The following is a 22,995-nucleotide window of genomic DNA, read 5'->3' as shown; positions in this document are numbered from 1 at the left end:
AAATTTCGCATCGGAATGCGCGAATCGTGCGTTTTATGTAGTCATTTTACGCTGGAAGCTCGCATCGAGCCGATGCTCGCACCTTGCCTATAATGAGCGCGGATGCTGACCGGCGTTCTGCGCCACCTGGAGAAGATCATGGGCAATCGCCTGAGCAAGATATCGACGCGCACCGGCGACGACGGCACGACCGGCCTCGGCGACGGCAGCCGCGTGCAAAAGGACGACGCGCGGATCGCAGCGATTGGGGATGTCGATGAATTGAATTCGCAGCTCGGCGTGCTGCTCTGCGAACCGCTGCCGGATGACGTGCGCGCCGCGTTGTCGGCGATCCAGCACGATCTCTTCGATCTCGGCGGCGAGCTCTGCATTCCCGGCCATTCGATGATCGAGAAGGCGCACCTTGCTCGTATCGATGAATGGATCGAGGAGTACAACGCGACGTTGCCGCCGCTCAAGGAGTTCATCCTGCCAGGCGGATCGCGCTCGGCCTCGCTCGCCCATGTCGGCCGGACGGTGTGCCGGCGGGCGGAGCGTTCGATTGTGGCGCTCGGCCGGGTGGACAAGATCAACGCGGCGCCGCGGCAATATGTGAATCGATTATCCGATCTGCTGTTCGTGCTGGCGCGCGTGTTGAATCGTGCCGATGGCGGAACGGACGTGTTGTGGAGTCACGAACGGAAGATCTAGGGTAGGGCGCATCCGGCACCGATTGCGCTGCCGATCACCACAATCAGCATCGTCTTATATCCCTGCGACAAAACGCCCAAATATGCAGCTCCTTTAAAGATATATTATAAATGCATCTTTAAAGGAGCCCATTGATGACAGCATTGACCCCCGACCAGATTGCCCGCGTAAAAGCCACCGCCCCGGTGCTCGCCGAACATGGCGTGACCATCACCGCACACTTCTACAAGCGGATGTTCACCCATCATCCCGAGCTGAAAAACGTCTTCAACCAGGCGCATCAGCAAAGTTCCAGTCAGCCGCAAGCGTTGGCGCGAGCCGTGTATGCGTACGCGGCGAACATCGATAACCTCGGTGCGCTCGGTTCGGCCGTCACGCATATCACGCACAAGCACGCGAGCCTGAATATCCGGCCGGAGCAATATCCGATCGTCGGTGAAAATTTGCTGGCGGCCATATCCGAAGTACTGGGCGATGCCGTCGATGAACCCACGCTCGACGCCTGGCGCGCGGCTTACGCGCAGCTCGCGGAGATTTTGATCGAGGCAGAAAAGGCGCTTTATTCCCAGGCGGCGTGGAGCGGTTTCCGGCCGTTCGTGGTGTTTCGGCGAGAACAGGAAAGCGACGAGATCACGTCGTTTTATTTGAAGCCATCCGATGGCGGTCCGGTCTGCCATTTCGAACCGGGCCAGTACGTCAGCGTGAAGCGGTTCGTGAAGGAAATTGGCGTTGACCAGCCGCGTCAATACACGCTTTCGGACGCACCGAACGGGGAGTGGTTACGCATATCGGTGAAGCGCGAGCGGCCGCAGGATGCGCCGCCGGGGTTTGTGTCCAACCTGATTCACGAAGGCATCGAAGTTGGCGGAATTGTTGAAGTCAGCGCGCCAATGGGCGAGTTCACGCTCGACGCCGCCAAGACGACGCCCGTTGTATTGATTAGCGGTGGCGTGGGGATTACGCCGATGGTGTCGATGCTCACGTCGCTGACCGCGCAGAACAGCAAGCGGAAAATATCGTTTGTGCACGCTTGCCGGGATGGACGCACGCACGCATTCGGCCGATGGCTCGACGCGATTGTGGCGAAACATCCGAACGTGTCGCGTACGGTCTTCTATGAAAAGACCCACGCCGATGACCGCCTGGGAACGGATTTCGACTTCGCGGGGCGGCTGGATTTTGCCCGCATCGCCGATAAAACCCTGCTTCCCGACGCCGACTATTATTTGTGCGGCCCGGTCCCCTTCATGCGCGCGCAGCAAGAAGCGCTGGTGGCGGCGGGGGTATCGGAGGCGCGGGTGCGTACCGAGATTTACGGGTCTGGCGAGCTGGCATAGCGCCACGGCGTGTTAAAGCGAGGGCCACCGGACACGGCGGCCCTGCTTTGCAACCCAAGCTCAAGCCCAAGGTCAAGCCAATCAGTTCCCATTCCCCCTCGCCACGCGCCGTTGCTTCACGGCTTCGGCCAACCCTTCGAGCACGTTCAAGCTGTCTTCCCAGCCGATGCACGCATCCGTGACGCTCTGCCCGTACGTCAGCTCGCAGCCTTCCTTCAGATCCTGCCGTCCCGCGACCAGATTCGATTCCACCATCACACCGATGATCCGCTCATCGCCGCCTGCGACCTGCCGCCCGATATCGGCGCAAACGGGGATCTGGTTCTCATGCTTTTTCGAACTGTTCGCATGGCTTGCATCGATCATCAGGCGCGCGGCCAGCCCGGCCTTGCTGATGTCGTTGCAGGCGGCGTTCACGCTTTCCGCGTCGTAGTTCGGTGCCTTGCCGCCGCGCAGGATGATGTGGCAATCCTCGTTGCCAGCTGTCGATACGATGGCCGAATGGCCGCCCTTCGTCACCGAGAGGAAATGGTGCGGCTGCGACGCTGCCTTGATCGCATCCACCGCAATCTTCACGTTACCGTCCGTGCCGTTCTTAAAGCCGACCGGGCACGACAATCCCGACGCCAACTCGCGGTGCACTTGCGATTCCGTCGTCCGCGCGCCAATCGCACCCCATGAAATCAGGTCGGCGATGTACTGCGGGCTGATCATGTCGAGATATTCCGTGCCGGCGGGCAGCCCCAGTTCGTTGATTCGCAGCAGCAATTCGCGCGCTGTCCGCAGGCCGTCGTTGATCTTGAAGCTGTTGTCCATGTACGGGTCGTTGATCAGACCTTTCCAGCCGACCGTCGTACGCGGTTTCTCGAAATACACGCGCATCACGATTTCCAGCTCGCCCGCAAAGCGCTTGCGCTCTTCGACGAGACGGCCCGCGTATTCCAGCGCCGCTTTGGTGTCGTGGATCGAACACGGTCCGACGATCACGATCAGACGGTCTTCCATACCGTGCAGGATGCGATGCATCGACTGGCGCGAGTTGTAGATGAGCTCCGAAACCGTTTCGGCGCAGGCGAACTCACGAATCAGGTGAGCGGGGGGCGTCAGTTCTTTCAATTCACGGATTCGGACATCGTCGGTGTTGTGCGGGGGCATGCTGGTTCTCCAGGAACTTGTTTTGGTGCTGTGTTCGTTGGTCGTAACGTCCGACAGATCACGAACAGCGCAAAAAGTCGTCAAAAAATTGGGCATAAAAAAACCGCCAGGCTGCGCTGGCGGTTTTTCGGGAAACTTGGGTTCTACACAAACGACTCACCCCTCTCGATCCGCCAGCGGCTTGAGATGCCAAAAAAAGTAAAAATAAAACTTGGCGGACATGATGGTTTTGGTCGTTGGGTAAAAATTGAACGTCTGGCTTTATAACCTTAAACACGCGCGGTTGGCAAGTTGTCAGGCCTCAAAATGCGGACATCCCGCACCGTGAAGCCTGTTTCCGCAATAAACGTGAGCATTCGATGCGGAATTCCCGCGCGGTGCGCTCGAATCCTTCACGAAGCGCGGCGCGGGAAAACCACAGGCTAAACGCTCAAACCGTACCGCCCACGGTCATCTTTTCGATCCGCAATGTCGGCTGGCCCACGCCCACCGGCACGCTCTGGCCTTCCTTGCCGCACACGCCCACGCCGCCGTCGAGCGCCATGTCGTTGCCGATCATGGTCACGTACTTGAGCGATTCCGGCCCGCTGCCAATCAGCGTCGCACCCTTCACCGGATACGTGATCTTGCCGTTCTCGATCATGTACGCCTCGGACGCGGAGAACACGAACTTGCCGTTGGTGATGTCGACCTGACCACCGCCGAAATTCACCGCATACAAGCCGTTTTTCACCGATGCCAGGATTTCACCCGGGTCCTTGTCACCGTTGAGCATGTACGTGTTGGTCATGCGCGGCATGGGCAGGGCGGCGTACGATTCGCGCCGTGCGTTGCCTGTTACCGGCATTTTCATGAGACGCGCATTCAGCGAGTCCTGGATGTAGCCCTTGAGAATGCCGTCCTCGATCAAGGTCGTGCATTGCGTAGGATTGCCTTCGTCGTCGATATTCAACGAACCCCGCCGGTTCGGCAACGTGCCGTCGTCGACAACCGTCACGCCCTTCGCCGCTACCCGCTCGCCCATGCGCCCCGCAAACGCCGACGAGCCCTTGCGGTTGAAGTCGCCCTCCAGCCCGTGGCCGATTGCTTCATGCAGCAATACGCCCGGCCAGCCCGGTCCCAGCACGACAGTCATTGCGCCAGCAGGCGCCGGACGCGCATCGAGATTAACGAGCGCCGCGTGCACGGCTTGATCGACATAGTGGGAGAGGATTTCGTCCGTGAAATAGGCGTAGTCGTAACGCCCGCCGCCGCCACCGCTGCCCATTTCGCGCCGTCCGTCCTTTTCAGCGATCACGGTAACGGAGACCCGCACGAGCGGCCGGATGTCCGCGGCCAGCGCGCCGTCACTGCGCGCGACCAGCACGACGTCATATTCACCCGCCAGACCCGCCATGACCTGGACAATGCGCGGGTCCCGCCCACGCGCCATTTTCTCGACGCGTTCGAGCAACTTCACCTTCGCAGTGGCGTCGAGCGACGTGAGCGGATCGGACGGCAGGTACAGGTCGCGGCCGAACACACCGGTCAGCGTGCTGGCCGATTTGATCTTGTGCTTGCCGCCGCCGGCTTTTGCAATTGCGCGTGTGGCGATAGCTGCCTGACGGATGGATTCCGGGGACAAGTCGTCCGAGTAGGCAAACGCCGTCCGGTCACCGGACACGGCGCGCACGCCCACACCTTGATCGATGCTGAAGCTGCCCGATTTGACGATGCCTTCTTCCAGGCTCCACGCTTCGCTGCGCGTGGACTGGAAATAGAGGTCCGCGTAGTCCACGCGGTGCGTGAAGATCTCGGCCAGCGTGCGCGTAATCGTGGATTCGTCGAGGCCGTAGGGCGTCAGCAGGATCTCTTTCGCGGTGGCGAGATTTCGGATGCCGGGTTCGATGATGTTCATTCGTTGCCTGTGGCGAAGAAGTCTGTGGAAATTAAACGCATTCTAACGTCGGAGTATTTATGCCACACCCTGACCAAATGGAGGGGGGCTCCGAAAAAACAAGCTAACCCAGCACGCGATGGCGCAGTGCAGGAAGGCTTTGACGGACGGATGCTATACGCGCAGCATCAATGGCTCCGGCTGCCACGCCCGCTCCTTCCTCCACTACGGCCACGATCTCGCCCCATGGGTCGATCAGCATGCTGTGGCCCCAGGTCCGGCGGCCGTTTTCGTGTTTGCCGCCTTGCGCGGCGGCCAGCACGTAGCATTGGTTTTCGACCGCGCGCGCCTTCAGCAGCGTTTCCCAGTGGGCCTCGCCGGTCGTGTAGGTGAACGCGGACGGCACGACCATCAACGCGCAATCGCCCATTTTTCTGTAAAGCTCGGGAAACCGCAGGTCGTAACACACCGACAACCCGACGCGTCCGAATGGCGCATCAAACGTACGCACTTCGCTTCCCGGACAGATCGTGCGGGCTTCGTCGAAGGATTCCGTCCCTTTCTCGAAATTGAAGAGATGAATCTTGTCGTAGCGGGCAACCTGCTTGCCGGTCGGATCGAAGACCAGGGTGGTATTGAGCACACGCGCGGCTTCCGGCGATTCCATTGGCAAGGTTCCGCCGATCACCCATACACGATGCTCGCGCGCCGCGTCCGACAAGAACTGCTGGATCGGACCATGGCCGGGCGTCTCGCGGATCGCGAGCTTGTCCGTGTCCTTGAAACCCATGTAGCAGAAGTATTCCGGCAGCAGCACAAGCTGCGCGCCATCGCGTGCGGCTTCGGCAATCAGCCGTCCCGCTTCCGCGATATTGCGCTCACGATCCGGCGCACTCACCATTTGCAGTGCGGCTACGCGGAACGTCCCGGCGTGGAACGTCCCGGCGTGGAACGTTCCGGGGATGCCTTCGCTTGATTTTTCGCTCATGTCAGCCTGCTAAAAAGGGGCGCAACCATGGGCAAATTCGTGCTCGAATTTGCCTGCCGCCAGCCTTTGAGAACTTCACTTGAGCGCGATCAAAGCGCTCAGTTGGGCACCGTGGCAGCGGGAGATTCGATCTTACCCTGATCGCCTTTCACCCGCTGAATGACGGGTTTGGACCACGAGCCCGTAATGGAATAGTCGATCGTGAACGCTTTTCCAATCGATTTCGACAGCAGCAGATCGGCCGCCAGCGTGCCGAGCCCGAGCAAAGGATTGATCACGGCCGCGCCCAGCGCCACGGCGCCCGCGCTGATGGTCGGGATGACCTTGGCGTGAAGGTCTTGCGTTTCCTTCGGCAAATCGACCAGTCCTTTTAGTTCGACACGGGCCGGCGCCGTGATCATCGTGAAATCATTGGTTCGGCCGATGCCATTCTGAACCGTACCCGTGCCTGTGATCTTTTCGAACGGCAGCCCCTTGCCGACCACGTCCTCGTAATTGAGCGTGAGGAAGTGCGCGAGGCTTTGCAGGCTGAACACGCCCAGCAGCTTGGCCGCGCCCGGATTGACCTTGAGAATCTGGCCGTGCTGCAAGTCCACATTCAGTCGGCCGTTGAGCGTGGGCAGGTCGGGCGCGGCCGGACTGCCGTCCCAGCCAAACTGGCCCGTCACGGTGCCTTTGCCGTTCTTCACCGTACGCGGCAGGCCCAACCGTTCGACCAGCGCACCGGCATCCATGATGTCCAGCTTGAAATCGAGCGCGGTGCGGCGAGGGGCGTTATCGTCGGCGTCGGCCGGAAAACCGACGGGACCGCTGATCGTGCGCCAGTTGGCCGTGGCCGAAAGTGTCGCGTCCGGGTTGCTCAGGTCCAGCTTGTCCAGATGCCAGACCGGTACGTTGTCTTCCACGTCGTTGCGTGCGTCCACCTCGAGGCGGCCGAGCGTGCGCCCGCGCACCACGAGTTCGTTCACGATCAAATCGATGGACGGCATGTTGGGCGGCGGTTTACGGATCATCTGTGTGACCAGGTCGGTTTCCTGTTTCCCCGGAATCACGACCTTCGTGAAGCGCGCCTGCAATGCACCCGGACTGCCTTTCGTCGCGCCCGGCATCCATTCGGCATTGCCGGTGACCTGATCCGACGCAATGTTCGCCTGCCACTTGCGGTCATCGCCGAGATTTGCGCCGATCGCCACATCTTCCCAGCGCCGGTTGAGCAGTTTCACCGTCGCGAAATGCAGCGTGAAGCGCTTCGGGAGGAACTGCTTCACCACCTGCGATTGCGCTTTCGGATCCGGTTGCGGCATCGGTCCCAAGTCGGCGATCAGCTTGCGCCACGCATCGGCATCGAGTTCGTCGATATCCACCGCGGCCGTCACGCCCTGCGCCGGCAGATCGGCCGGTTTGTTCACGCCAATAGCACCCCGTTCGACGATCGGCGCTTCCTTGCCGGTCTGCTTGAGCAAGTAATGCGCTTTGACCGGCCCGAGCGTGAGTTTCGCGTCGTGGTCCTGCATTGATCCGGCGACCGGCGTGAACGTGAACGAGACAGGCATGGGCGTGCCCTCGCTCTTGTGGAATGGAGCGGGGAAGTCCAGGCCGAGGCCGGTCAAGTCGGAACTAGCCTCGACTTGCGGCAACGCGTTTTTCACGCCGCGCACACGCAGGTCGTACGGTGCGGTGCCGCTGATGTGCTTGAGAATCTGCGCAGCCTGGGCCTGATCGTGCGCGTTCAGGCTCTGGGCAGCGTCGCCGCCAATGCGGCCGTTTACATCGAAGGCATAACTGCCGTCGGGTTTCACGCCGCCCGTGCCGCGCACGTCGCCGCCGAGAAATTTCGCCGTGAGGCCATCGAGCGATGCGGTTTTCTCACCGAAGCGCACCCGCCCCCTGAGATTCGACAGTGGCGGCACCGCAGCGTACGCAAGCTCGTTGCCGTTGAACGTTATGCCGCCTTTGTAACCCACGTGCGGCCGTACGCCGGGCGGCGGCGCGACCCGCGGGATTTCCAGTTGCAACGCAAGCGCGGCGTTGCCGGTCGCGTGGATTTTCGTCGACACGTGGTGTGAGAGCGCGCCGAGCGAGCTGTCTTCCACGTAATGAAGCATGTCGGTGATCGGGCCGTGCGCATCGGCGTCGATCAGCAGCTTCGATTCACGATTGCCCAAGTCCTCAATACGGCCCGTCGTCTTGACCACGCTCACGCCGAGATAGTGTCCGCGCGAAATATCGAAGCCCAGCTTGTTATTGGCGAGATGAAACGTTCCGTCAATACCATCAAACGCCGGCCACACATTCGGCGTGCCGTTTGCCATGGTCCTGGGCGGATAGGGCGTTGGCTCGAACTTGCCACCGGAGAAGGGCGCGACGATGCGGAACAGGCCGGCGTCGGGGAAACGTGAATAGGGAAATTTCGTCAGGTCGCCGTGAATCTCGATGGTGCCGTTGCGCGAGATACCGGCTTGCAACGCGTGGCCCAGGTACAGGCGCACTTTTTCGCTGAGGCTGGTCGGCAGATAGTGCACGAGGCTCGTCACATTCAGCCGCGCGGCCTTGGCCTTGAGATCGAGCGAACCGCGGCCTTCGCCCTCGTTCCTGTAATCCGCCGTCGCACTCGCTTCCGCGTCCGCGTTCTTGACATGCAGCTTCTCCACGTGCGCGGTGATCGCCTTGTGCTGCTTGCCGGGCGCTTCAGCGAGGGTCCAGGTCACGCGTCCATCGATCCGGTCCAGCACCAGACGCGGGTTATCGAAGACGCCCGGTATGGTGATCGCGGTATTTTTCGTATCGATGACCGCGCTGCCATGATCCTGATCGGCATCAATACTGCCCCACAGGTTTTCGACGCCCGGAATCCCCGCCCGCGGATGGTTGTTGATCGTCAATCCCGGCGGTGGTTCCTGGGCCTGCACGCTCACGCCGAGCAAGTCGCCCTTGACTGTATAGCGCATTGGCGGCTCAGCGCCCGTCTGGCGCTGTGCCATCACTTGAGCGTCCGTCGTTGGCCTGGGCCGCTCGGTTTGCAGCGTGTAGTTGGCAATCTGGCCTCGCGGGTTGAAGCGGAGCAGATCGTTTTGCGCCTTCGCCGGCAACGGCAGCGCGCGCGCGAATTCGCCGAGAACGCCGAGATCGACGACATCACCCGATACCCCGAACAATTGCCCGCGTTGCAGGGTTGCCGCGCGGTAACGGCCGGTCAGCGTATGGAAGGCCAGCAGGCGCGACACCGGCGTTCCGTCAGCGAGCGGCGGCTGGCCGAGTTCCGCGTGCAGGTTCGCGAGGCGCAGCGTGTATTCGTCGTCCTGCTGCCCAAGATCCCAGTGGAAGTTCGCGATCGGCACGTCCAGACGCGGCTGCGTTGGACGCACGCGCAATGCGATATCGGAGCCGGTCAGGTCGCCGCCCGCTATTTGCAGCTTGCCGCTCGCGAAGTCGATCCAGATGCGGTTGTCGAAACGTCCGCTGTAGGTCGCGAACGGCATTGTCACGTACTGCGAGAGTTTGGGCAGATCGACAGGACCGGTCGACAGATACGCCTGGCCCGTCCAGTTCGCCGGCCGGCCGAAGACGCTGAAGCGCGGCGTGGCGAAGTCCGCGCGAAAATCGAGCGGGCCGTGCAGCAGGTCGCCGTCGGGCTGCGCCTGCAACGCCAGCCGATGATGCGGGCCGTCGTTGAGAATGGCGAGCTTGATGCGCTTGAGCGCAAGTTCCGGCGCGCTGCGCTCGCCGTCATGCCAGCGCAGCATGCCGTCGCGCAGCACGATGGCTTGCTGTCTGAGCAGCCAGGTCATGAACGCGTCGTTGCCCGTGTGTTTTGCCTGGATCGGCACGCCGGCCACGCTGAAGGTCCCGTCGGCGGCGCGCGAGATGACGACATCCGGGCCATCGACGGTGAGATTCGAGAGCACCGGGACAGGACCCAGCAGCGAGCGCCACGCAACCGTTGCGCTGGCATGCGGCACGGCAAGACCCGGCGTGCCGTCAGCGGCATCGATCCGGAGATTGTCGATATCGAATGAAGGTTCGAAGCCGATCCACTTCGCCGTGATGCGCCCGATGCGCAACTGCGCGTGGATCTTCGACGAGACCATTTCCTCGATGCGCGGCCTGAACGCATCGATCTGGGGAAGCACGGCGTAACGCAGCGCGAGGTAGATCCCGGCGACGCCGAAATAGACCACGACAGCCAGCACCAGAAGGACTTTGAGCGCCCACGACAAGGCGAGCTCGGCGCGACCACCTAGCTTCACGGGTACGGCTACGGGTGGGTCGGCTAGTTCCTTTCGGTCGGACATGCTGCGGCGGGTCGGCGATATGGTAGGTTTTCGAGATTTGACGTTGAAATGTAACACAGCGCGCACTGCAAAAAACTGCGGGAACACGCTACGATGCGGCCGCGAAGCCAAGCCGGACGGCGTTCTGCACACCGCGCGCCAATGTGCGCAAAAGCCCCGGCGCACTGCCGGACTTGTTTGTGAGCAATGACTGAGCCCGACCTTTCATGACCAACGCCGTTTTGCTGAGTGCCAGCACTTCCCACTATGCCGCACGCGTGTATGCCGCGCGTCCCGAATTGTCGGCGCAGGTGGCCGAATGGTCACAAACGCCGATTCGCCGCGCATGGATAGAAGCGCGGCTGAACGCCCTGTGCGACGCGTGTTCGGCGCATTCGGCGGGCGGCCGGCTCGATGAAGCCGCGCTCAAGACTGCGCTCCGGCGCTTGCGCATCGAGGTCTTCTGCACGGTGATGGAACGCGATCTCGCCGGCCTCGCGCAGGTGGCCGAAGTCACGGGCGCCATGACCGATCTTGCCGAGCTGACCATCCAGCGCGCGCTCGCGGTGTTATCGGCGGATCTGGAAGTGACGTTCGGCGAGCCGCGTGGGCCTGACGGACAGCGCTTGACGCTGGGTGTAGTGGGAATGGGGAAGCTCGGCGGACGTGAGTTGAATGTGTCGTCGGATATCGACCTGATCTTCGTCTATGAAGAAGACGGTGAGACGACAGGCGGCGAACGGGCGGCGTTATCAACGCAGGAATATTTTACGCGGCTCGGCCGCAAGCTCATAGGCGCATTGGCCGAGGTGACGCAAGACGGTTATGTCTTTAGAGTCGATATGCGGTTGCGGCCGAACGGCGATGCGGGGCCGATCGCCTGCGGGCTCGGCATGCTTGAAGAATATTTCTATGTGCAGGGCCGCGAGTGGGAGCGGTACGCGTGGATCAAGGGGCGGCTGGTCTCCGAGGGCGAGAGCGACGCGGCGCAACGGCTTTCGAAGCAGTTGGACTCGTTGGCCATGCCTTTTATCTACCGGCGGTATCTCGACTACGGCGTGATCAGCGCGATTCGCGCGCTGCATGTGCAGATCCGGCAGGAAGCGCAGCGGCGAGCGTCCATGCGTCCCGACAAAGCCGACGACATCAAGCTCGGCCGTGGCGGCATTCGGGAGATCGAGTTCAGCGCGCAGGTGTTTCAACTGATCCGCGGCGGCCAGATTGCCGATCTGCGAATTCGTCCGACCTTGTCCGTGCTGAATCGCGCGGCGGCGCACGGGTTGATATCGGCGACTGTATGTAGAGAACTCACCGAGGCGTACTTGTTCCTGCGCAAGCTGGAGCACCGCTTGCAGTATCGAAACGACGCGCAGACGCACGCCATGCCGGTCGCACCGGAAGACCGCGCGGTGTTGGCCAACGTAATGGGTTTTGCCGACTACCCGGCGCTGACCGATGCGCTGGAGGCGCATCGGGCGCGCGTGGAGCATCAGTTCGACCAGATTTTCGCCGACAAGGTGAAGGGCGACGGCGGTTGTGCGGTCGCGGAGGATTCGGCGGCGTCGTGGGTCTGGAGCAGCGCGCTCGCCGACGACAGCGCCGAAGAACAGTTGGTCGAACGCATGACCGAACTGGGTTTCACCGATGCCACCGCTGTGCTCACGCGTCTGCGCAACGTATGGAAATCGACGCGATACGAAGGTTTGCCTGAGCGCAGCCGGGAACGATTTGACATCGTCGCGCAACGTGCGCTCGAAGCCGCGAAGGCCGTCGAGCCGCCCGAGCGACGCGGCGACACCATTGCCCGGCTGTTCGACCTGCTCGAAGCGGTCAGCCGCCGCGGCTCTTATCTCGCGATGCTGACCGAATATCCGGCGGCGCTCGAGCGGGTGTTGTCGGTGCTGGGTGCGTCGCGTTGGGCGGCAGGATATCTGATCCGCCATCCACAGCTTCTCGACGAATTGCTCGACGATGAAGTGATCGCGAGCCCCTTCGACTGGGCGCAATTTCGCGAATCCTTGCGCGGGCAAATTGCCGCCGCCGATGGCGCCGAGCAGCAGATGAACTTGCTGCGGCACGCGCACCAAGCAGAAGTGTTTCGCATTCTCCTGATCGATCTGGCCGGCAAGCTCACTGTTGAACATGTGAGCGACCTGTTGTCGGCGCTGGCTGATGCGGTGCTTGATGTCACTATCGAAACGGTGTGGTCGCAGTTTCCCAAGCGTCACCGCGAGGTGCCGCGGTTTTCTGTGATTGCTTATGGGAAGCTGGGCGGGAAGGAACTGGGTTACGCGTCGGACCTCGACCTGATCTTCCTGCACGACGACCCCGACGAATCTGCTGCCGATATCTACGCTACGTTCGCCCGCCGACTGATCACGTGGCTCACGACGGCAACGGGTGCGGGCACGTTATTCGATGTCGATTTGCGGCTGCGTCCGAATGGCGAATCGGGTTTGCTGGTGACGAGCCTGGAATCGTTCCGGCGCTATCAGATTCGTGAGGGCGATGCTGCGAATACGGCGTGGGTCTGGGAACACCAGGCGTTATCGCGGGCGCGTTATTGCGCCGGCGATGCGGAGATTGGCGAGCACTTCGAGGAGATTCGCGCCCAGGTTCTTACGATGCCGCGAGATGCCGCTGCGCTGGCCCAGGAGATTGTTGTGATGCGCGAGCGGGTGGATGCCGGGCATCCGAACCGGAGCAAGTTGTTCGACCTGAAGCACGACCGCGGCGGGATGGTGGATATCGAGTTCATCGTGCAGTATTGCGTGCTGCTGCACGCGCGCGAAGACGCTGAATTCGTGCGGAATATGGGCAATATTTCGCTGTTGCGGCTGGCTGCGGGATTCGGGCTGTTCAGTGCCGAGGAGGCTGAAACGGTTGCGGCTGCGTACCGGCGTTATCGGAAATTGCAGCACACGCTGCGGCTCGACGGGATGGAGAAGGCGCGGGTTGACCCGGATGTTGTGGTGGCGGAGAGGGAGGCTGTGACGGGGCTTTGGAAGCGGGTGTTTGGGTAGACGCCGGCCGCTTTGTTGGACCCTTTGACAGGGCTTGACGTTGGAACATTGTCCCGGCCTCGGCCGGGATTTTTGATGTGTGCCGAGCATGCTCAACAGCTCGGGGGTGAGAGTCCCCTATCCAGCCTGATGGTGGCGAAGGATTAGTGAAGCGCAAGGGCGTCGTCGTGAGGCGGGGTCTGAAAGAAGCGTGGAGCAAAGCCACGACCTGACGAACAGAAACCAGATATGAGGCCTACCCAGCCGGACGAGCAAGCATGTGATTGCGAAGTCCATAACCATCAAGGGTTGGGGTGGTAAATCTGGCAGGTGTGTGGCGAAGGCGGTTGAGCTTACCTCGGGAGGCCTGCACGGTGTCCTGGACTCAGGACTGAACGGCTCGTAAGGGCCGTTGAGCGCCGTGCAGGAGTCAGCAGAGGGCATATTAGGGCGGCGACGCCTGAAGGCCCGAACGGAGAGGAGCGGCGAGTAAGCCGGAGAACTCGACATGGAAGCGCAGCAGAAAACGCATCGCGGCCTTGATAGCGGAGGTAGGGGTGAAGCCCCGAGGGCCGCAGATCGAGGGGCTGAATCTATGACGGCGAACCCTGAGACTGAAAGCCCGTCGGCTTACGACCGACTGATGGAAGAAATATGTGAACGGGAGAACCTGAAGCAGGCGTTGAAGCGTGTGAAAGCTAACAAGGGGGCACCGGGTGTGGACGGCATGACGGTCCACGCGCTACCGGGGTTCCTGCGTGAGCACTGGCTGTCGATAAGGGCCACGCTGCTGAACGGCACGTACAAACCGCAACCTGTGAGGCGGGTCGAGATACCCAAGCCGGATGGAGGTGGCGTGCGCAAGCTCGGCATCCCATGTGCGCTTGATCGATTCATCCAGCAGGCGGTATTGCAGGTGCTGCAAAGGCAGTGGGACCCGACGTTCTCGGATTCCAGTTACGGTTTCCGTCCGGGACGCTCGGCGCATCAGGCCGTGGCACAGGCACAAAGCTACATCCAGTCGGGGCATCGATGGGTTGTAGATTTGGACCTCGAGAAATTCTTCGATCGCGTGAGCCACGACATTCTGATGAGCCGGGTGGCAAAGCGGGTTTGCGACAGGCGTGTCCTGAAGCTAATCCGTTCCTTCCTGAGGGCGGGTGTGATGGAAAACGGGCTGGTTGGTGCAACGGACGAAGGGGCGCCGCAAGGGGGTCCGCTATCACCGTTGTTATCCAACCTGATGCTTGACGACTTCGACCGGGAGCTTGCGCGACGAGGTCTACGCTTCGTGAGGTACGCCGACGATAGTAACGTCTACGTACGCAGCGAACGCGCGGGCCAGCGGGTGATGGAAGGCCTCAAGGCCTTCCTGAGCGGCAAGCTGAAGCTGAAGGTCAATGAGGCGAAAAGCGCGGTCGCGCGGCCACACACGCGCAAATTCCTTGGATTCACCTTCTCGGACCGAGTACAGGTCAAACGGCGCATTGCGCCCAAGGCGCTGGCTCGCTTCAAGGATCGAATCCGGGAGTTGACTCAACGCACGCGAGGGGTCAGCGTCGACCGGTTGATCGGTACGCTGAAACGATATATGACGGGCTGGCGCGGCTACTTCGGTTTCTGCGAAACGCCCAGCGTACTTCGGAAACTGGACGAATGGGTTCGTCGGCGTCTTCGCTGTTTCCTCTGGAAGCAGTGGAAACTGAGTCGGACCCGATTCCGGGAACTGATCGCGCGGGGAGTGTCCCGAGACCTTGCCGCCCAGACCGTGGGTTCGCCGCACAGTGTATGGCGCTTGAGTTGTAGCCCGGCGCTGAACATTGCGTTGTCCAATCGTTACTTCCGATCGCTTGGACTTCCATCGGTTGGCCCGGTCGGGTAACCAATCCGAACCGCCGTGTGCGGACCCGTACGCACGGTGGTGTGGGAGGGGTCGGGCCGCGAGGCCTGCCCCTATCCCGATTTAAGCGGGCACTCGCTACTTCACCAAACGAATCGGGCTCGCTTTGTATTCAGCGACCGTTTGGTCATTTGTCAGCAAGGTGATGCCCTCGACTGTTGCTTGCGAGATCAGGCGTGTCGAGCAACAGCTTCATTCGTCGCCGCCAAACATCGCGGCGATTTCGTCACTGCCCAAGTGGTTGAACACCTGCGCATCAGGCACGGTGACCTGACCGGCCAGAAAGCCGATTCGCTTCTTCTTGGCCGGCGCCGGGGCGTCTATGGCAATGATCCGCAGCATCGGCTTGCCCGTTTTGGCGATTACAACGGATTCACCCTTCACCGCCTTCTCGACCAGCCGCGACAGGTTGGTTTTGGCCTCGTGCATGTTGACAGGAATAGTGGGCATGGCTTTTAGCTTAGCTAGGTTGGCTAGGTTAGCTTAGTCTAGCGTGAGGCCCACGATATGGGGATATGGCGGCCGTCGCGGCGGTGTCGATCGGTAGCGAGCCAAGATCAGCAAGACGACGCTTGATCACATGAAGGTGTGTGGCCAGCATCGCGGGCGTGTGCGTGTGCGTGTGCGTGGCGACGGACGAGGGCCGCAAACCGCCGCGCTCCGCATTGATTCACCGCTCACGCAGCAAGCATTTCCTTCGCATGCTTGCGGGTCGTGGCCGTGATTTCGAGCCCGCCCAGCATCCGCGCGACTTCCTCCACCCGCTTCGACTTATCCAGCGGCGTGACGGTGCTAACCGTTCCCCCCGCAGAATCACCGGCTTTTGCCACCTGGAAGTGGTGATCGCCACGTGCGGCGACTTGCGGCAAATGCGTGACGCACAGCACTTGTCGGTCGCGGCCGAGTTGATGCAGCAAGCGCCCGACCACTTCCGCGACACCCCCGCCAATCCCCGTATCGACTTCATCGAAAATTAATGTGGGAGTCGGGCTCGCCGTGCTCGCAATCACCGCCAACGCCAAACTTATCCGTGCGAGTTCGCCGCCGGACGCCACCTTTGCCAAGGGCCGCAAGGTCACGCCTGCATGTCCGGCCACCCGGAACTCGATCTGCTCGAGACCGTTCGCGCCGCCTTCCGCAAGGGGCACGAGCGCGACTTCAAAGCTCCCGCCGACCATCGATAATTCCTGCATGCCCTTCGTGACCGCCTTGCCAAGCGACTTAGCGGCTTTCCCACGCGCCTTCGACAACACCGTCGCTTCCGTCAGATAAACCTCTTTCGCCTTGGCAACCGCAGCACGCAGTGCATCGAGATCGGCAGCAGCATCGAGCGCCGCCAACTGCCTGCGCCGCTCGGCATGCTCCTCGGGTAACGCCTCGGGTTGCATGCGGAACTTGCGCGCAGCCGAATGCAGTTGCTCCATCCGATGCTCCACCTGCGCAAGCCGGTTCGGATCGAGTTCGAGCCGCTGCGCATAGTGGGAAAGCGAATAGGACGCTTCCTGCAATTGAATCTCGGCAGGTTCGAGCGAAGCCAGCACGTCGGCAAGGGCAGGGTCGATGTCGACAAGACCGCGCAGCTTCGACACGATGGAAGAGAGCTGCGTGATCATGGCTTCGTCCGACTCGGACAGCGCGTTCAGCGCACCCTGCACACCGTCGATCAAACTCGCCGAATGCGATAGCCGATGATGCTCGGCGCTCACTTCCTCCCACTCACCTGGCTGCGGCGCAAGTTTGTCGAGTTCGTTCAATTGCCACGCAAGGCGCTCGCGCTCCAGTTGCAACTCGCGATCGCGGTTTTGCGCCAGTTCCACCGCCTGCGTAGCGTCGCGCCAGACCCTATGCGCCCGCGCTACTTTCTGCGCTGCTTCGAGAAGGCCCGCGTGGGTATCGAAGAGTTCGCGCTGAGCGTCGGGGCGCATCAGCAATTGATGAGCGTGCTGGCCGTGGATGTCGACGAGCATTTCGCTCAGTTCACGCAGTTGCACGAGGGTTGCCGGCGTACCGTTGATAAACGCCCGCGAGCGCCCGCTCGAATCGACTACACGGCGCAGCATGACCGTGTCGGCATCGCCAACTGCCAGCGCGTGCTCGTCCAGCCAGCGCGAGACTTGCGCGTGGGTCGAAAACTCAGCGGTGATGTCCGCGCGTGCTTCTCCGGTCCGCACAATGCTGGCGTCGGCGCGCGCGCCGAGTGTGAGCGCGAGCGCGTCAATGAGAATTGACTTGCCGGCGCCGGTTTCGCCTGAAAATACGGTGAAGCCGCGCTCGAACTCGAGGTCTAGCGCGGCGACAATGACGAAGTCGCGAATCGAGAGATGACGGAGCATGGGCGTCTTAGAGTTTCGTGGCGTCTTCGTGCGAGGGATATTCGTTCCAGTGCAGCTTCTTGCGCAGCGTTGCGTAATGGCTATAGCCAATCGGGTGCAACACCGGCACGGTATGGCGCGAACGCCGCACCTCAATGGTGTCGTTCAATTCGACAGCGGTAAACGACTGCATGTCGAAATTCACGTTCACATCGCGCCCGCCAATAATCTGGATATCCACCTGAGAGTCGTCGGGCAGCACGATCGGACGGTTGGACAGTGAATGCGGCGCAATGGGCACAAGTACGAACCCCTGCAATTGCGGATGCAGGATCGGTCCGGACGAGGAGAGCGCGTAAGCGGTCGAACCCGTTGGCGTGGCGACAATCAGCCCGTCCGAGCGCTGGTTGTACATGAAGCGCCCATCCACCGACACGCGCAGTTCCGCCATGCCCGAGAAACCGCTCCGGTTCACCACGACGTCATTGAACGCCAGCGCGTGATAGATCGGCTGGCCGTCCCGGACAATGCGCGCTTCCAGCAAGCTCCGTTCTTCGCGCTCAAAACTGCCGGCGAGCATTTGCGGCACGAGCTCGTGCATTTCGGCCAGCGTGATGTCCGTGATGAAACCGAGCCGCCCGTGGTTGACGCCGATCAGCGGCGTGCGATGGGGCGCAAGTTGCCGCCCAATGCCTAGCATGGTGCCGTCGCCGCCGAGCACGACCGCCACGTCCGCGCGCGCGCCAATTTCATGCGCGGTCAAGGCGGGGTAGTCGGTCACGCCGACTTCATGCGCCGTTTCGGTTTCGAATACGACGTCGAAGCCGCGTTTCACAATGCAAGCGGCGAGCGCCGTCAACGGCTCCCTGATGCCGGGCGTATTGTTGCGCCCCACGAGCGCGACAGTCTTGAATTGGGTCCCAATTTCCATGCCGGCATTACACCATAGGTGAGTGTCGAAAAGAACCGTGCGCCCGCCCGCGGCGCCCCGGAGTTGTTTGGATGCGCCAAGCCCCGGGCGTGAAGGGGAATTGTCGCTAGAATGGTGTTGATCATGAATTGATGACGGGTGAATGACAATCCAGCGCCAACCGTCGTCGCCCTATTTGCTGTGCTCGCTGTTTCCTTAAACGTTGAGCTAAAATTTCCCCATGCTAGACCCACGTGCCCAGACCCTCCTCAAGACGCTGATCGAGCGCTACATTGCCGAAGGTCAGCCGGTCGGTTCCCGCACGCTGTCGCGTTATTCCGGCCTCGAGCTCAGCCCGGCCACCATTCGCAACGTCATGTCGGACCTGGAGGACCTCGGGCTGGTGGTAAGTCCGCATACGTCGGCGGGGCGGATTCCCACGCCGCGCGGTTACCGGCTCTTCGTGGACACCATGCTCACCGTCGAAACCACCGACGACGAAGCCATGACTTCCGCCGTCAAGATCAAGCTGCAGGGCGGCGAGCCGGCGAAGATCGTGGCCGCCGCGGCGAGCGTACTCTCGAACCTGTCCACGTTCGCTGGCGTCATTCTCACGCCGCGCCGCAGCCACATGTTCAAGCAGATCGAGTTCATGCGTTTGTCCGACAAGCGCATCCTGCTGATCATAGTGACGCCTGAAGGCGACGTGCAGAACCGCATTATGGCCACTCAACGCGACTACTCGCCGTCGCAGCTCACCGAGGCGTCGAACTATATCAACGCGAACTTCGCCGGGCTGTCCTTCAACGAAGTACGCCGCCGACTGCGCGAGGAAATCGACGCGTTGCGCGGCGACATGACCTCGCTCATGCAAGCAGCGGTGGCCGCGAGCGTCGACGAAACGGATCAAGGCGACACCCTGCTGATTTCCGGCGAGCGCAACCTGCTGGAAGTGGCGGATCTTTCTTCCGACATGGCGCGGCTGCGCAAGCTCTTCGACGTGTTCGACCAAAAGACGAGTCTCCTTCAATTACTCGACGTATCGAGCCACGCCCAAGGCGTGCAGATATTTATAGGCGGCGAGTCGAATCTCGTACCGATCGAGGAAATGAGCGTTGTGACAGCGCCCTATGAAGTGAACGGGAAGATCGTGGGTACGCTGGGGGTGATCGGACCCACGCGGATGGCATATAACCGCGTGATTCCTATCGTCGATATCACCGCGCGCCTGCTGTCCCTCTCGCTCAGTAGCCAGCAATAGTGCGATAAGCGTGCAATAAACCCTCTGCCGGTCCGGTCCGCAAAATGCTTCGAATCGCTCCGGCAGACAACCCATCTTGCCTCGCCCCAGCCTCGTTCACCACTCGGCCGTTCGGTCGATGTTGCGTTCCGAAACGCGCCGCTATAATGGGTTTCACTTACTTCCACGGGCTTCACAGCCTCGTTCCTTTATGCGCTACGACCTCGAGTTGCCTTCGCAGCCTTCCGCTTCGCATCGCGTTGCGGTGCTGCTGATCAACCTCGGCACGCCGGATGCGCCCACGCCCAAGGCTGTGCGCAAGTACCTCGCGCAGTTCTTGTCGGACCCGCGCGTGGTGGAAATTCCTGCGCTCGCGTGGCAAGTCATCTTGCGATTGGCCATCCTGCCGTTTCGCGGCCGGGCGTCGGCGAAGAAATATGCGCAGGTTTGGCTCCCGGAAGGCTCGCCGCTGCGGGTCCATACGGAAAAGCAGGTTGAGGCGTTGCGGCGCTTATTCATGGTGAATGACTATCACGTGATCGTGGACTACGCCATGCGCTACGGCACGCCCGGCATTCCGGCCATGATGAATCAACTCAAGCTGGAAGGCGCCGAGCGCGTACTGCTCGTACCCATGTATCCGCAATATTCGTCGTCGACCACCGCTACCGCGTTCGACGACGCGTTCAATGCCTTGCGGCGCGTGCGCAATCAGCCGGAACTACGCACCATCCGCCAATATGCGGACCATCCGGCCTATATTGGCGCGCTGGCCGAGCAGGTGCGGGACTATTGGCGGCATCACGGTCAGCCGGACTTCGCGGCAGGGGACCGGCTGGTGCTGAGTTTCCACGGCGTGCCAAAGCGCACCATGGATCTTGGCGATCCATACCATGATCAGTGTCAACAGACCGGCTCGTTGCTCATGGCGGCACTCGGTTTGTCGCCGGTCGAATGCCGGGTGACATTCCAGTCGCGTTTTGGCCGTGCAGAATGGCTGCAGCCTTATACCGCGCCCTCGCTCGCCGAACTCGGGGCGGCGGGCGTGAAGCGGGTAGATGTGTTCTGCCCAGGGTTTACGTCGGATTGCCTGGAAACGATCGAAGAAATCGGCATTGAAGTGCGCGATGAATTCCTGCACGCTGGCGGCAAGGAGTTTCACCGGATTCCCTGTCTGAACGCATCGCCGGCCTGGATCAAGGCGCTGGGAGAAATTGTCGCGCAACACCTGCAGGGCTGGCCGGTGCAGGCGCCGCAAGCGCTCAGCGCAGCCGCATAGACCGAGCAAATGAACTACCAGATCTCAACCGACTCCGGCGCTCGTCTTCGTATCGACAAATGGCTGTGGGCGGCGCGCTTTTTCAAAACGCGCTCACTGGCCAGCGACGCAGTCGAGAAGGGCCGAGTGCGAATTGGCGGCGCGAATGTGAAGCCGTCCAAGGATGTGCGTGTTGGCGATCTCGTGGAGATCGAGATTGAACACGTGCTTTGGCAAGTGAACGTGCTGGGAATTTGTGAAGTGCGCGGGCCCGCGCCGATTGCGCAGACGCTCTACGCTGAAACGGACGCTGGACGGGAAAAACGCGTGGCAGAGAATGAGCGAAGGAAGACGTACCGAGAGCCGGCAGCCGCATTGCAGGGTCGCCCGACCAAGCGCGACCGCCGCATTATCGACAAACTTTCAGGCTCGGACTGAAAAAATGTTCCATGGTGGCCGAGACGCCGCCGTACTCCGTGGTGTGGTCGTTGACCGCGCCGGACATGCAAATTGTCGTGGTGCCGCCAACAAGTACCAAAGCGACGATCGCAATAGCAAAGGTCAGTTTCATGGGCACCCCCTGTAACAATCAACAGCTCTGAAAAACCGGCGCTAGAGCTGACTTGAAACAAGCCTTAGCGACAAAAAAAGCGACAAAAAAACTTGGATTCGGACATTCGTAAGATTAGGGTTAACTAGAGCTTCCGAAGACATGTTCGAAGTGTAGGCGAGCAAATCAACCGGCTCAATCTGAATCTGATGACAGGCTCAAAATGGTTGTAACCGGTCATTTCTGCGGCCTAGAAACAGCCCCGGAAAGCACCCGCAACCCCTTGAAAACGCTCATCTGAGCCTCAAATGGGGGACTTGGGACGAACACAGGAAGTACCTCGCTTTACTCGCACTGTCCGCTGTTCGGGCCCGTTGTGTTTTTGCAACGTTGAGTTGGCGGTTATCATCGGCAGCTTTTTGATGGGTCGAAACCGCAACGTTGCGTTCGATTTCATCCGTTTTCACCCATAGCAAAATCTCAAGCGACATGGAAAACACGCAAGATAATTCCGCGAGCCAGAACCCCACGCCCGCCGACAATACCGCGGCGGCCCAAACTATCCAGCAACCCGGCGCGCCGGACGGAATTTCCTCCCCGGAAACCGTCGACGTGAATGAAACCGAGGCACTGCTCGCTGAAGCGCAAGCCCGGGCAACGTCGCTGCAAGAAGAGTTCCTGCGCGCGAAAGCCGAGACCGAGAATGTTCGGCGCCGGGCGTCGGAAGATGTGCAGAAGGCGCATAAGTTCGCGATCGAGAATTTCGCGGAGAACCTGCTGCCGGTGCTCGACAGCCTGGAAGCCGCGCTGACGCATTCATCCACCGACCTGGCAAAAGTCCGCGAAGGCGTTGAGTTGACGCTGCGCCAGCTGACCGCCGCGCTTGAAAAGGGCCGTGTGGTCGAGGTCAATCCGGTAGGCGAGAAGTTCGATCCGCATCGTCATCAGGCTATTTCGATGGTGCCGGCCGAGCAGGACGCAAACACGGTGGTCTCGGTGCTGCAAAAGGGCTACGTGATTGCGGACCGCGTTCTGCGTCCGGCGCTTGTCACGGTCGCCGCGCCGAAATAAGCGTTTCAGCTAAAGACGGTGCTGTGATGGCCGATATTCCTGTCGACGCTACGGCATTCGGCGCTTTCGACATGCAGGAATTGAGCGCCGAGTCGTTCGATGCAGGCCTCGAGTCGGCGGCGGACGAATTGGCCGTCGTCTTTTTCTGGGGTTTCGAGTGCTTCAACTGCGAAATCGCGAAGAAGGCGATGCTGGCAAAACCGGACGAGATCCGGGCGCTCGGGCTGAAATGGTTTCACAGCAACGTCTATGAGCATCGGGATCTTGGCCTCCGTTTCATGTTGCATGGCGTGCCGACGTGGTTCTTCTTCTATCGCGGCAAGCGCCTTGGACGAGCAACCGGTTGGCATGGGCTTGGCCAGTTCGAAGCCGCGGTCGCCGCGGCTCGCGAAAAAATCCGGGTCCTCGAAGCCAAGACTTGAACGGTGAGATCCA

General features: G+C 61.1%; 17 protein-coding genes. 9 read left to right on the top strand and 8 right to left on the bottom strand.

The features are described 5' to 3' along the window. Nucleotides 1-138 precede the first annotated feature (138 nt). Both FH08_RS0106095 and hmpA read left to right on the top strand, forming a co-directional pair. Nucleotides 139-690: a cob(I)yrinic acid a,c-diamide adenosyltransferase gene (locus FH08_RS0106095; RefSeq protein ID WP_031357475.1), complete on the top strand. Its 552-nt coding sequence runs from the start codon at nt 139-141 to the stop codon at nt 688-690. 134 nt (nt 691-824) lie between these two features. Beyond that, nucleotides 825-2,027 (top strand): NO-inducible flavohemoprotein, encoded by a 1,203-nt coding sequence (gene hmpA, locus FH08_RS0106085; RefSeq protein WP_031357474.1) that lies wholly within the window; start codon nt 825-827, stop codon nt 2,025-2,027. 81 nt (nt 2,028-2,108) lie between these two features. On the opposite strand, the gene aroG is transcribed toward hmpA, so the two are convergent. From aroG to FH08_RS0106065, 4 genes are all read right to left on the bottom strand, one after another. After that, the gene (gene aroG / locus FH08_RS0106080) at nt 2,109-3,182 is read right to left on the bottom strand and encodes a 3-deoxy-7-phosphoheptulonate synthase AroG (protein ID WP_031357473.1); all 1,074 of its coding nucleotides are present in this window, start codon (nt 3,180-3,182) and stop codon (nt 2,109-2,111) included. A gap of 430 nt (nt 3,183-3,612) precedes the next feature. Next, nucleotides 3,613-5,079 carry a metalloprotease TldD gene (gene tldD / locus FH08_RS0106075; RefSeq protein ID WP_031357472.1) on the bottom strand — a complete coding sequence of 489 codons (1,467 nt, stop codon included), beginning with the start codon at nt 5,077-5,079 and terminating at the stop codon, nt 3,613-3,615. A gap of 103 nt (nt 5,080-5,182) precedes the next feature. Then, the gene (locus FH08_RS0106070; RefSeq protein WP_031357471.1) at nt 5,183-6,046 is read right to left on the bottom strand and encodes a carbon-nitrogen hydrolase family protein; all 864 of its coding nucleotides are present in this window, start codon (nt 6,044-6,046) and stop codon (nt 5,183-5,185) included. A 98-nt stretch (nt 6,047-6,144) separates the two neighbouring features. Further along, the gene (locus FH08_RS0106065; protein ID WP_031357470.1) at nt 6,145-10,338 is read right to left on the bottom strand and encodes a YhdP family protein; all 4,194 of its coding nucleotides are present in this window, start codon (nt 10,336-10,338) and stop codon (nt 6,145-6,147) included. Between the two features lie 206 nt (nt 10,339-10,544). Here FH08_RS0106065 and glnE point away from each other — a divergent pair, with 206 nt between their 5' ends. Both glnE and ltrA read left to right on the top strand, forming a co-directional pair. Beyond that, nucleotides 10,545-13,340, top strand: a complete 2,796-nt coding sequence (glnE, locus tag FH08_RS0106055) for a bifunctional [glutamate--ammonia ligase]-adenylyl-L-tyrosine phosphorylase/[glutamate--ammonia-ligase] adenylyltransferase (RefSeq protein WP_031357469.1) — start codon at nt 10,545-10,547, stop codon at nt 13,338-13,340. A 487-nt stretch (nt 13,341-13,827) separates the two neighbouring features. Continuing rightward, nucleotides 13,828-15,201, top strand: coding sequence for a group II intron reverse transcriptase/maturase (gene ltrA / locus FH08_RS0106050; RefSeq protein ID WP_031357468.1), 1,374 nt, complete (start codon nt 13,828-13,830; stop codon nt 15,199-15,201). A gap of 210 nt (nt 15,202-15,411) precedes the next feature. Here the strand turns inward: ltrA and FH08_RS0106045 are convergent, their stop codons facing one another. The 3 genes from FH08_RS0106045 to FH08_RS0106035 form a co-directional block, all read right to left on the bottom strand. After that, the gene (locus FH08_RS0106045; protein ID WP_326928930.1) at nt 15,412-15,648 is read right to left on the bottom strand and encodes a type II toxin-antitoxin system prevent-host-death family antitoxin; all 237 of its coding nucleotides are present in this window, start codon (nt 15,646-15,648) and stop codon (nt 15,412-15,414) included. Nucleotides 15,649-15,896: 248 nt separating this feature from the next. Next, entirely contained in the window at nt 15,897-17,552 is a 1,656-nt protein-coding gene (recN, locus tag FH08_RS0106040; RefSeq protein WP_031357466.1) for a DNA repair protein RecN, read from the bottom strand. Between the two features lie 7 nt (nt 17,553-17,559). After that, the gene (locus FH08_RS0106035; protein ID WP_031357465.1) at nt 17,560-18,462 is read right to left on the bottom strand and encodes an NAD kinase; all 903 of its coding nucleotides are present in this window, start codon (nt 18,460-18,462) and stop codon (nt 17,560-17,562) included. Between the two features lie 220 nt (nt 18,463-18,682). On the opposite strand from FH08_RS0106035, the gene hrcA reads away from it, so the two are divergent. The 3 genes from hrcA (at nt 18,683) to FH08_RS0106020 (ending at nt 21,377) form a co-directional block, all read left to right on the top strand. After that, nucleotides 18,683-19,702 carry a heat-inducible transcriptional repressor HrcA gene (hrcA, locus tag FH08_RS0106030; protein ID WP_031357464.1) on the top strand — a complete coding sequence of 340 codons (1,020 nt, stop codon included), beginning with the start codon at nt 18,683-18,685 and terminating at the stop codon, nt 19,700-19,702. Nucleotides 19,703-19,892: 190 nt separating this feature from the next. Continuing rightward, entirely contained in the window at nt 19,893-20,960 is a 1,068-nt protein-coding gene (hemH, locus tag FH08_RS0106025) for a ferrochelatase (protein WP_031357463.1), read from the top strand. A gap of 9 nt (nt 20,961-20,969) precedes the next feature. After that, nucleotides 20,970-21,377 carry an RNA-binding S4 domain-containing protein gene (locus tag FH08_RS0106020; RefSeq protein WP_031357462.1) on the top strand — a complete coding sequence of 136 codons (408 nt, stop codon included), beginning with the start codon at nt 20,970-20,972 and terminating at the stop codon, nt 21,375-21,377. Here the strand turns inward: FH08_RS0106020 and FH08_RS52930 are convergent. Further along, the gene (locus tag FH08_RS52930) at nt 21,349-21,510 is read right to left on the bottom strand and encodes a hypothetical protein (protein WP_174254665.1); all 162 of its coding nucleotides are present in this window, start codon (nt 21,508-21,510) and stop codon (nt 21,349-21,351) included. The genes FH08_RS0106020 and FH08_RS52930 overlap by 29 nt on opposite strands. 468 nt (nt 21,511-21,978) lie before the next feature. Between FH08_RS52930 and grpE the strand changes: the two genes are divergently transcribed. Both grpE and FH08_RS0106005 read left to right on the top strand, forming a co-directional pair. Next, nucleotides 21,979-22,560: a nucleotide exchange factor GrpE gene (gene grpE, locus FH08_RS0106010; protein ID WP_031357461.1), complete on the top strand. Its 582-nt coding sequence runs from the start codon at nt 21,979-21,981 to the stop codon at nt 22,558-22,560. Between the two features lie 26 nt (nt 22,561-22,586). Next, entirely contained in the window at nt 22,587-22,982 is a 396-nt protein-coding gene (locus tag FH08_RS0106005; RefSeq protein WP_031357460.1) for a thioredoxin, read from the top strand. The last annotated feature ends 13 nt before the right edge of the window (nt 22,983-22,995 follow it).

Origin of the sequence: Caballeronia sordidicola (genome assembly GCF_000729995.1) — a bacterium.
Taxonomy (GTDB): Bacteria; Pseudomonadota; Gammaproteobacteria; order Burkholderiales; family Burkholderiaceae; genus Caballeronia; species Caballeronia sordidicola_A.
This window is presented reverse-complemented; position numbering and strand designations above follow the sequence as displayed.

What these genes read in the sequence shown, in the direction of transcription:
- FH08_RS0106095 (WP_031357475.1), top strand. Translation starts at nt 139, where the DNA reads ATGGGCAATCGCCTGAGCAAGATATCGACGCGCACCGGCGACGACGGC.
- hmpA (WP_031357474.1), top strand. Translation starts at nt 825, where the DNA reads ATGACAGCATTGACCCCCGACCAGATTGCCCGCGTAAAAGCCACCGCC.
- aroG (WP_031357473.1), bottom strand. Translation starts at nt 3,182, where the DNA reads ATGCCCCCGCACAACACCGACGATGTCCGAATCCGTGAATTGAAAGAA.
- tldD (WP_031357472.1), bottom strand. Translation starts at nt 5,079, where the DNA reads ATGAACATCATCGAACCCGGCATCCGAAATCTCGCCACCGCGAAAGAG.
- FH08_RS0106070 (WP_031357471.1), bottom strand. Translation starts at nt 6,046, where the DNA reads ATGAGCGAAAAATCAAGCGAAGGCATCCCCGGAACGTTCCACGCCGGG.
- FH08_RS0106065 (WP_031357470.1), bottom strand. Translation starts at nt 10,338, where the DNA reads ATGTCCGACCGAAAGGAACTAGCCGACCCACCCGTAGCCGTACCCGTG.
- glnE (WP_031357469.1), top strand. Translation starts at nt 10,545, where the DNA reads ATGACCAACGCCGTTTTGCTGAGTGCCAGCACTTCCCACTATGCCGCA.
- ltrA (WP_031357468.1), top strand. Translation starts at nt 13,828, where the DNA reads ATGGAAGCGCAGCAGAAAACGCATCGCGGCCTTGATAGCGGAGGTAGG.
- FH08_RS0106045 (WP_326928930.1), bottom strand. Translation starts at nt 15,648, where the DNA reads ATGCACGAGGCCAAAACCAACCTGTCGCGGCTGGTCGAGAAGGCGGTG.
- recN (WP_031357466.1), bottom strand. Translation starts at nt 17,552, where the DNA reads ATGCTCCGTCATCTCTCGATTCGCGACTTCGTCATTGTCGCCGCGCTA.
- FH08_RS0106035 (WP_031357465.1), bottom strand. Translation starts at nt 18,462, where the DNA reads ATGGAAATTGGGACCCAATTCAAGACTGTCGCGCTCGTGGGGCGCAAC.
- hrcA (WP_031357464.1), top strand. Translation starts at nt 18,683, where the DNA reads ATGCTAGACCCACGTGCCCAGACCCTCCTCAAGACGCTGATCGAGCGC.
- hemH (WP_031357463.1), top strand. Translation starts at nt 19,893, where the DNA reads ATGCGCTACGACCTCGAGTTGCCTTCGCAGCCTTCCGCTTCGCATCGC.
- FH08_RS0106020 (WP_031357462.1), top strand. Translation starts at nt 20,970, where the DNA reads ATGAACTACCAGATCTCAACCGACTCCGGCGCTCGTCTTCGTATCGAC.
- FH08_RS52930 (WP_174254665.1), bottom strand. Translation starts at nt 21,510, where the DNA reads ATGAAACTGACCTTTGCTATTGCGATCGTCGCTTTGGTACTTGTTGGC.
- grpE (WP_031357461.1), top strand. Translation starts at nt 21,979, where the DNA reads ATGGAAAACACGCAAGATAATTCCGCGAGCCAGAACCCCACGCCCGCC.
- FH08_RS0106005 (WP_031357460.1), top strand. Translation starts at nt 22,587, where the DNA reads ATGGCCGATATTCCTGTCGACGCTACGGCATTCGGCGCTTTCGACATG.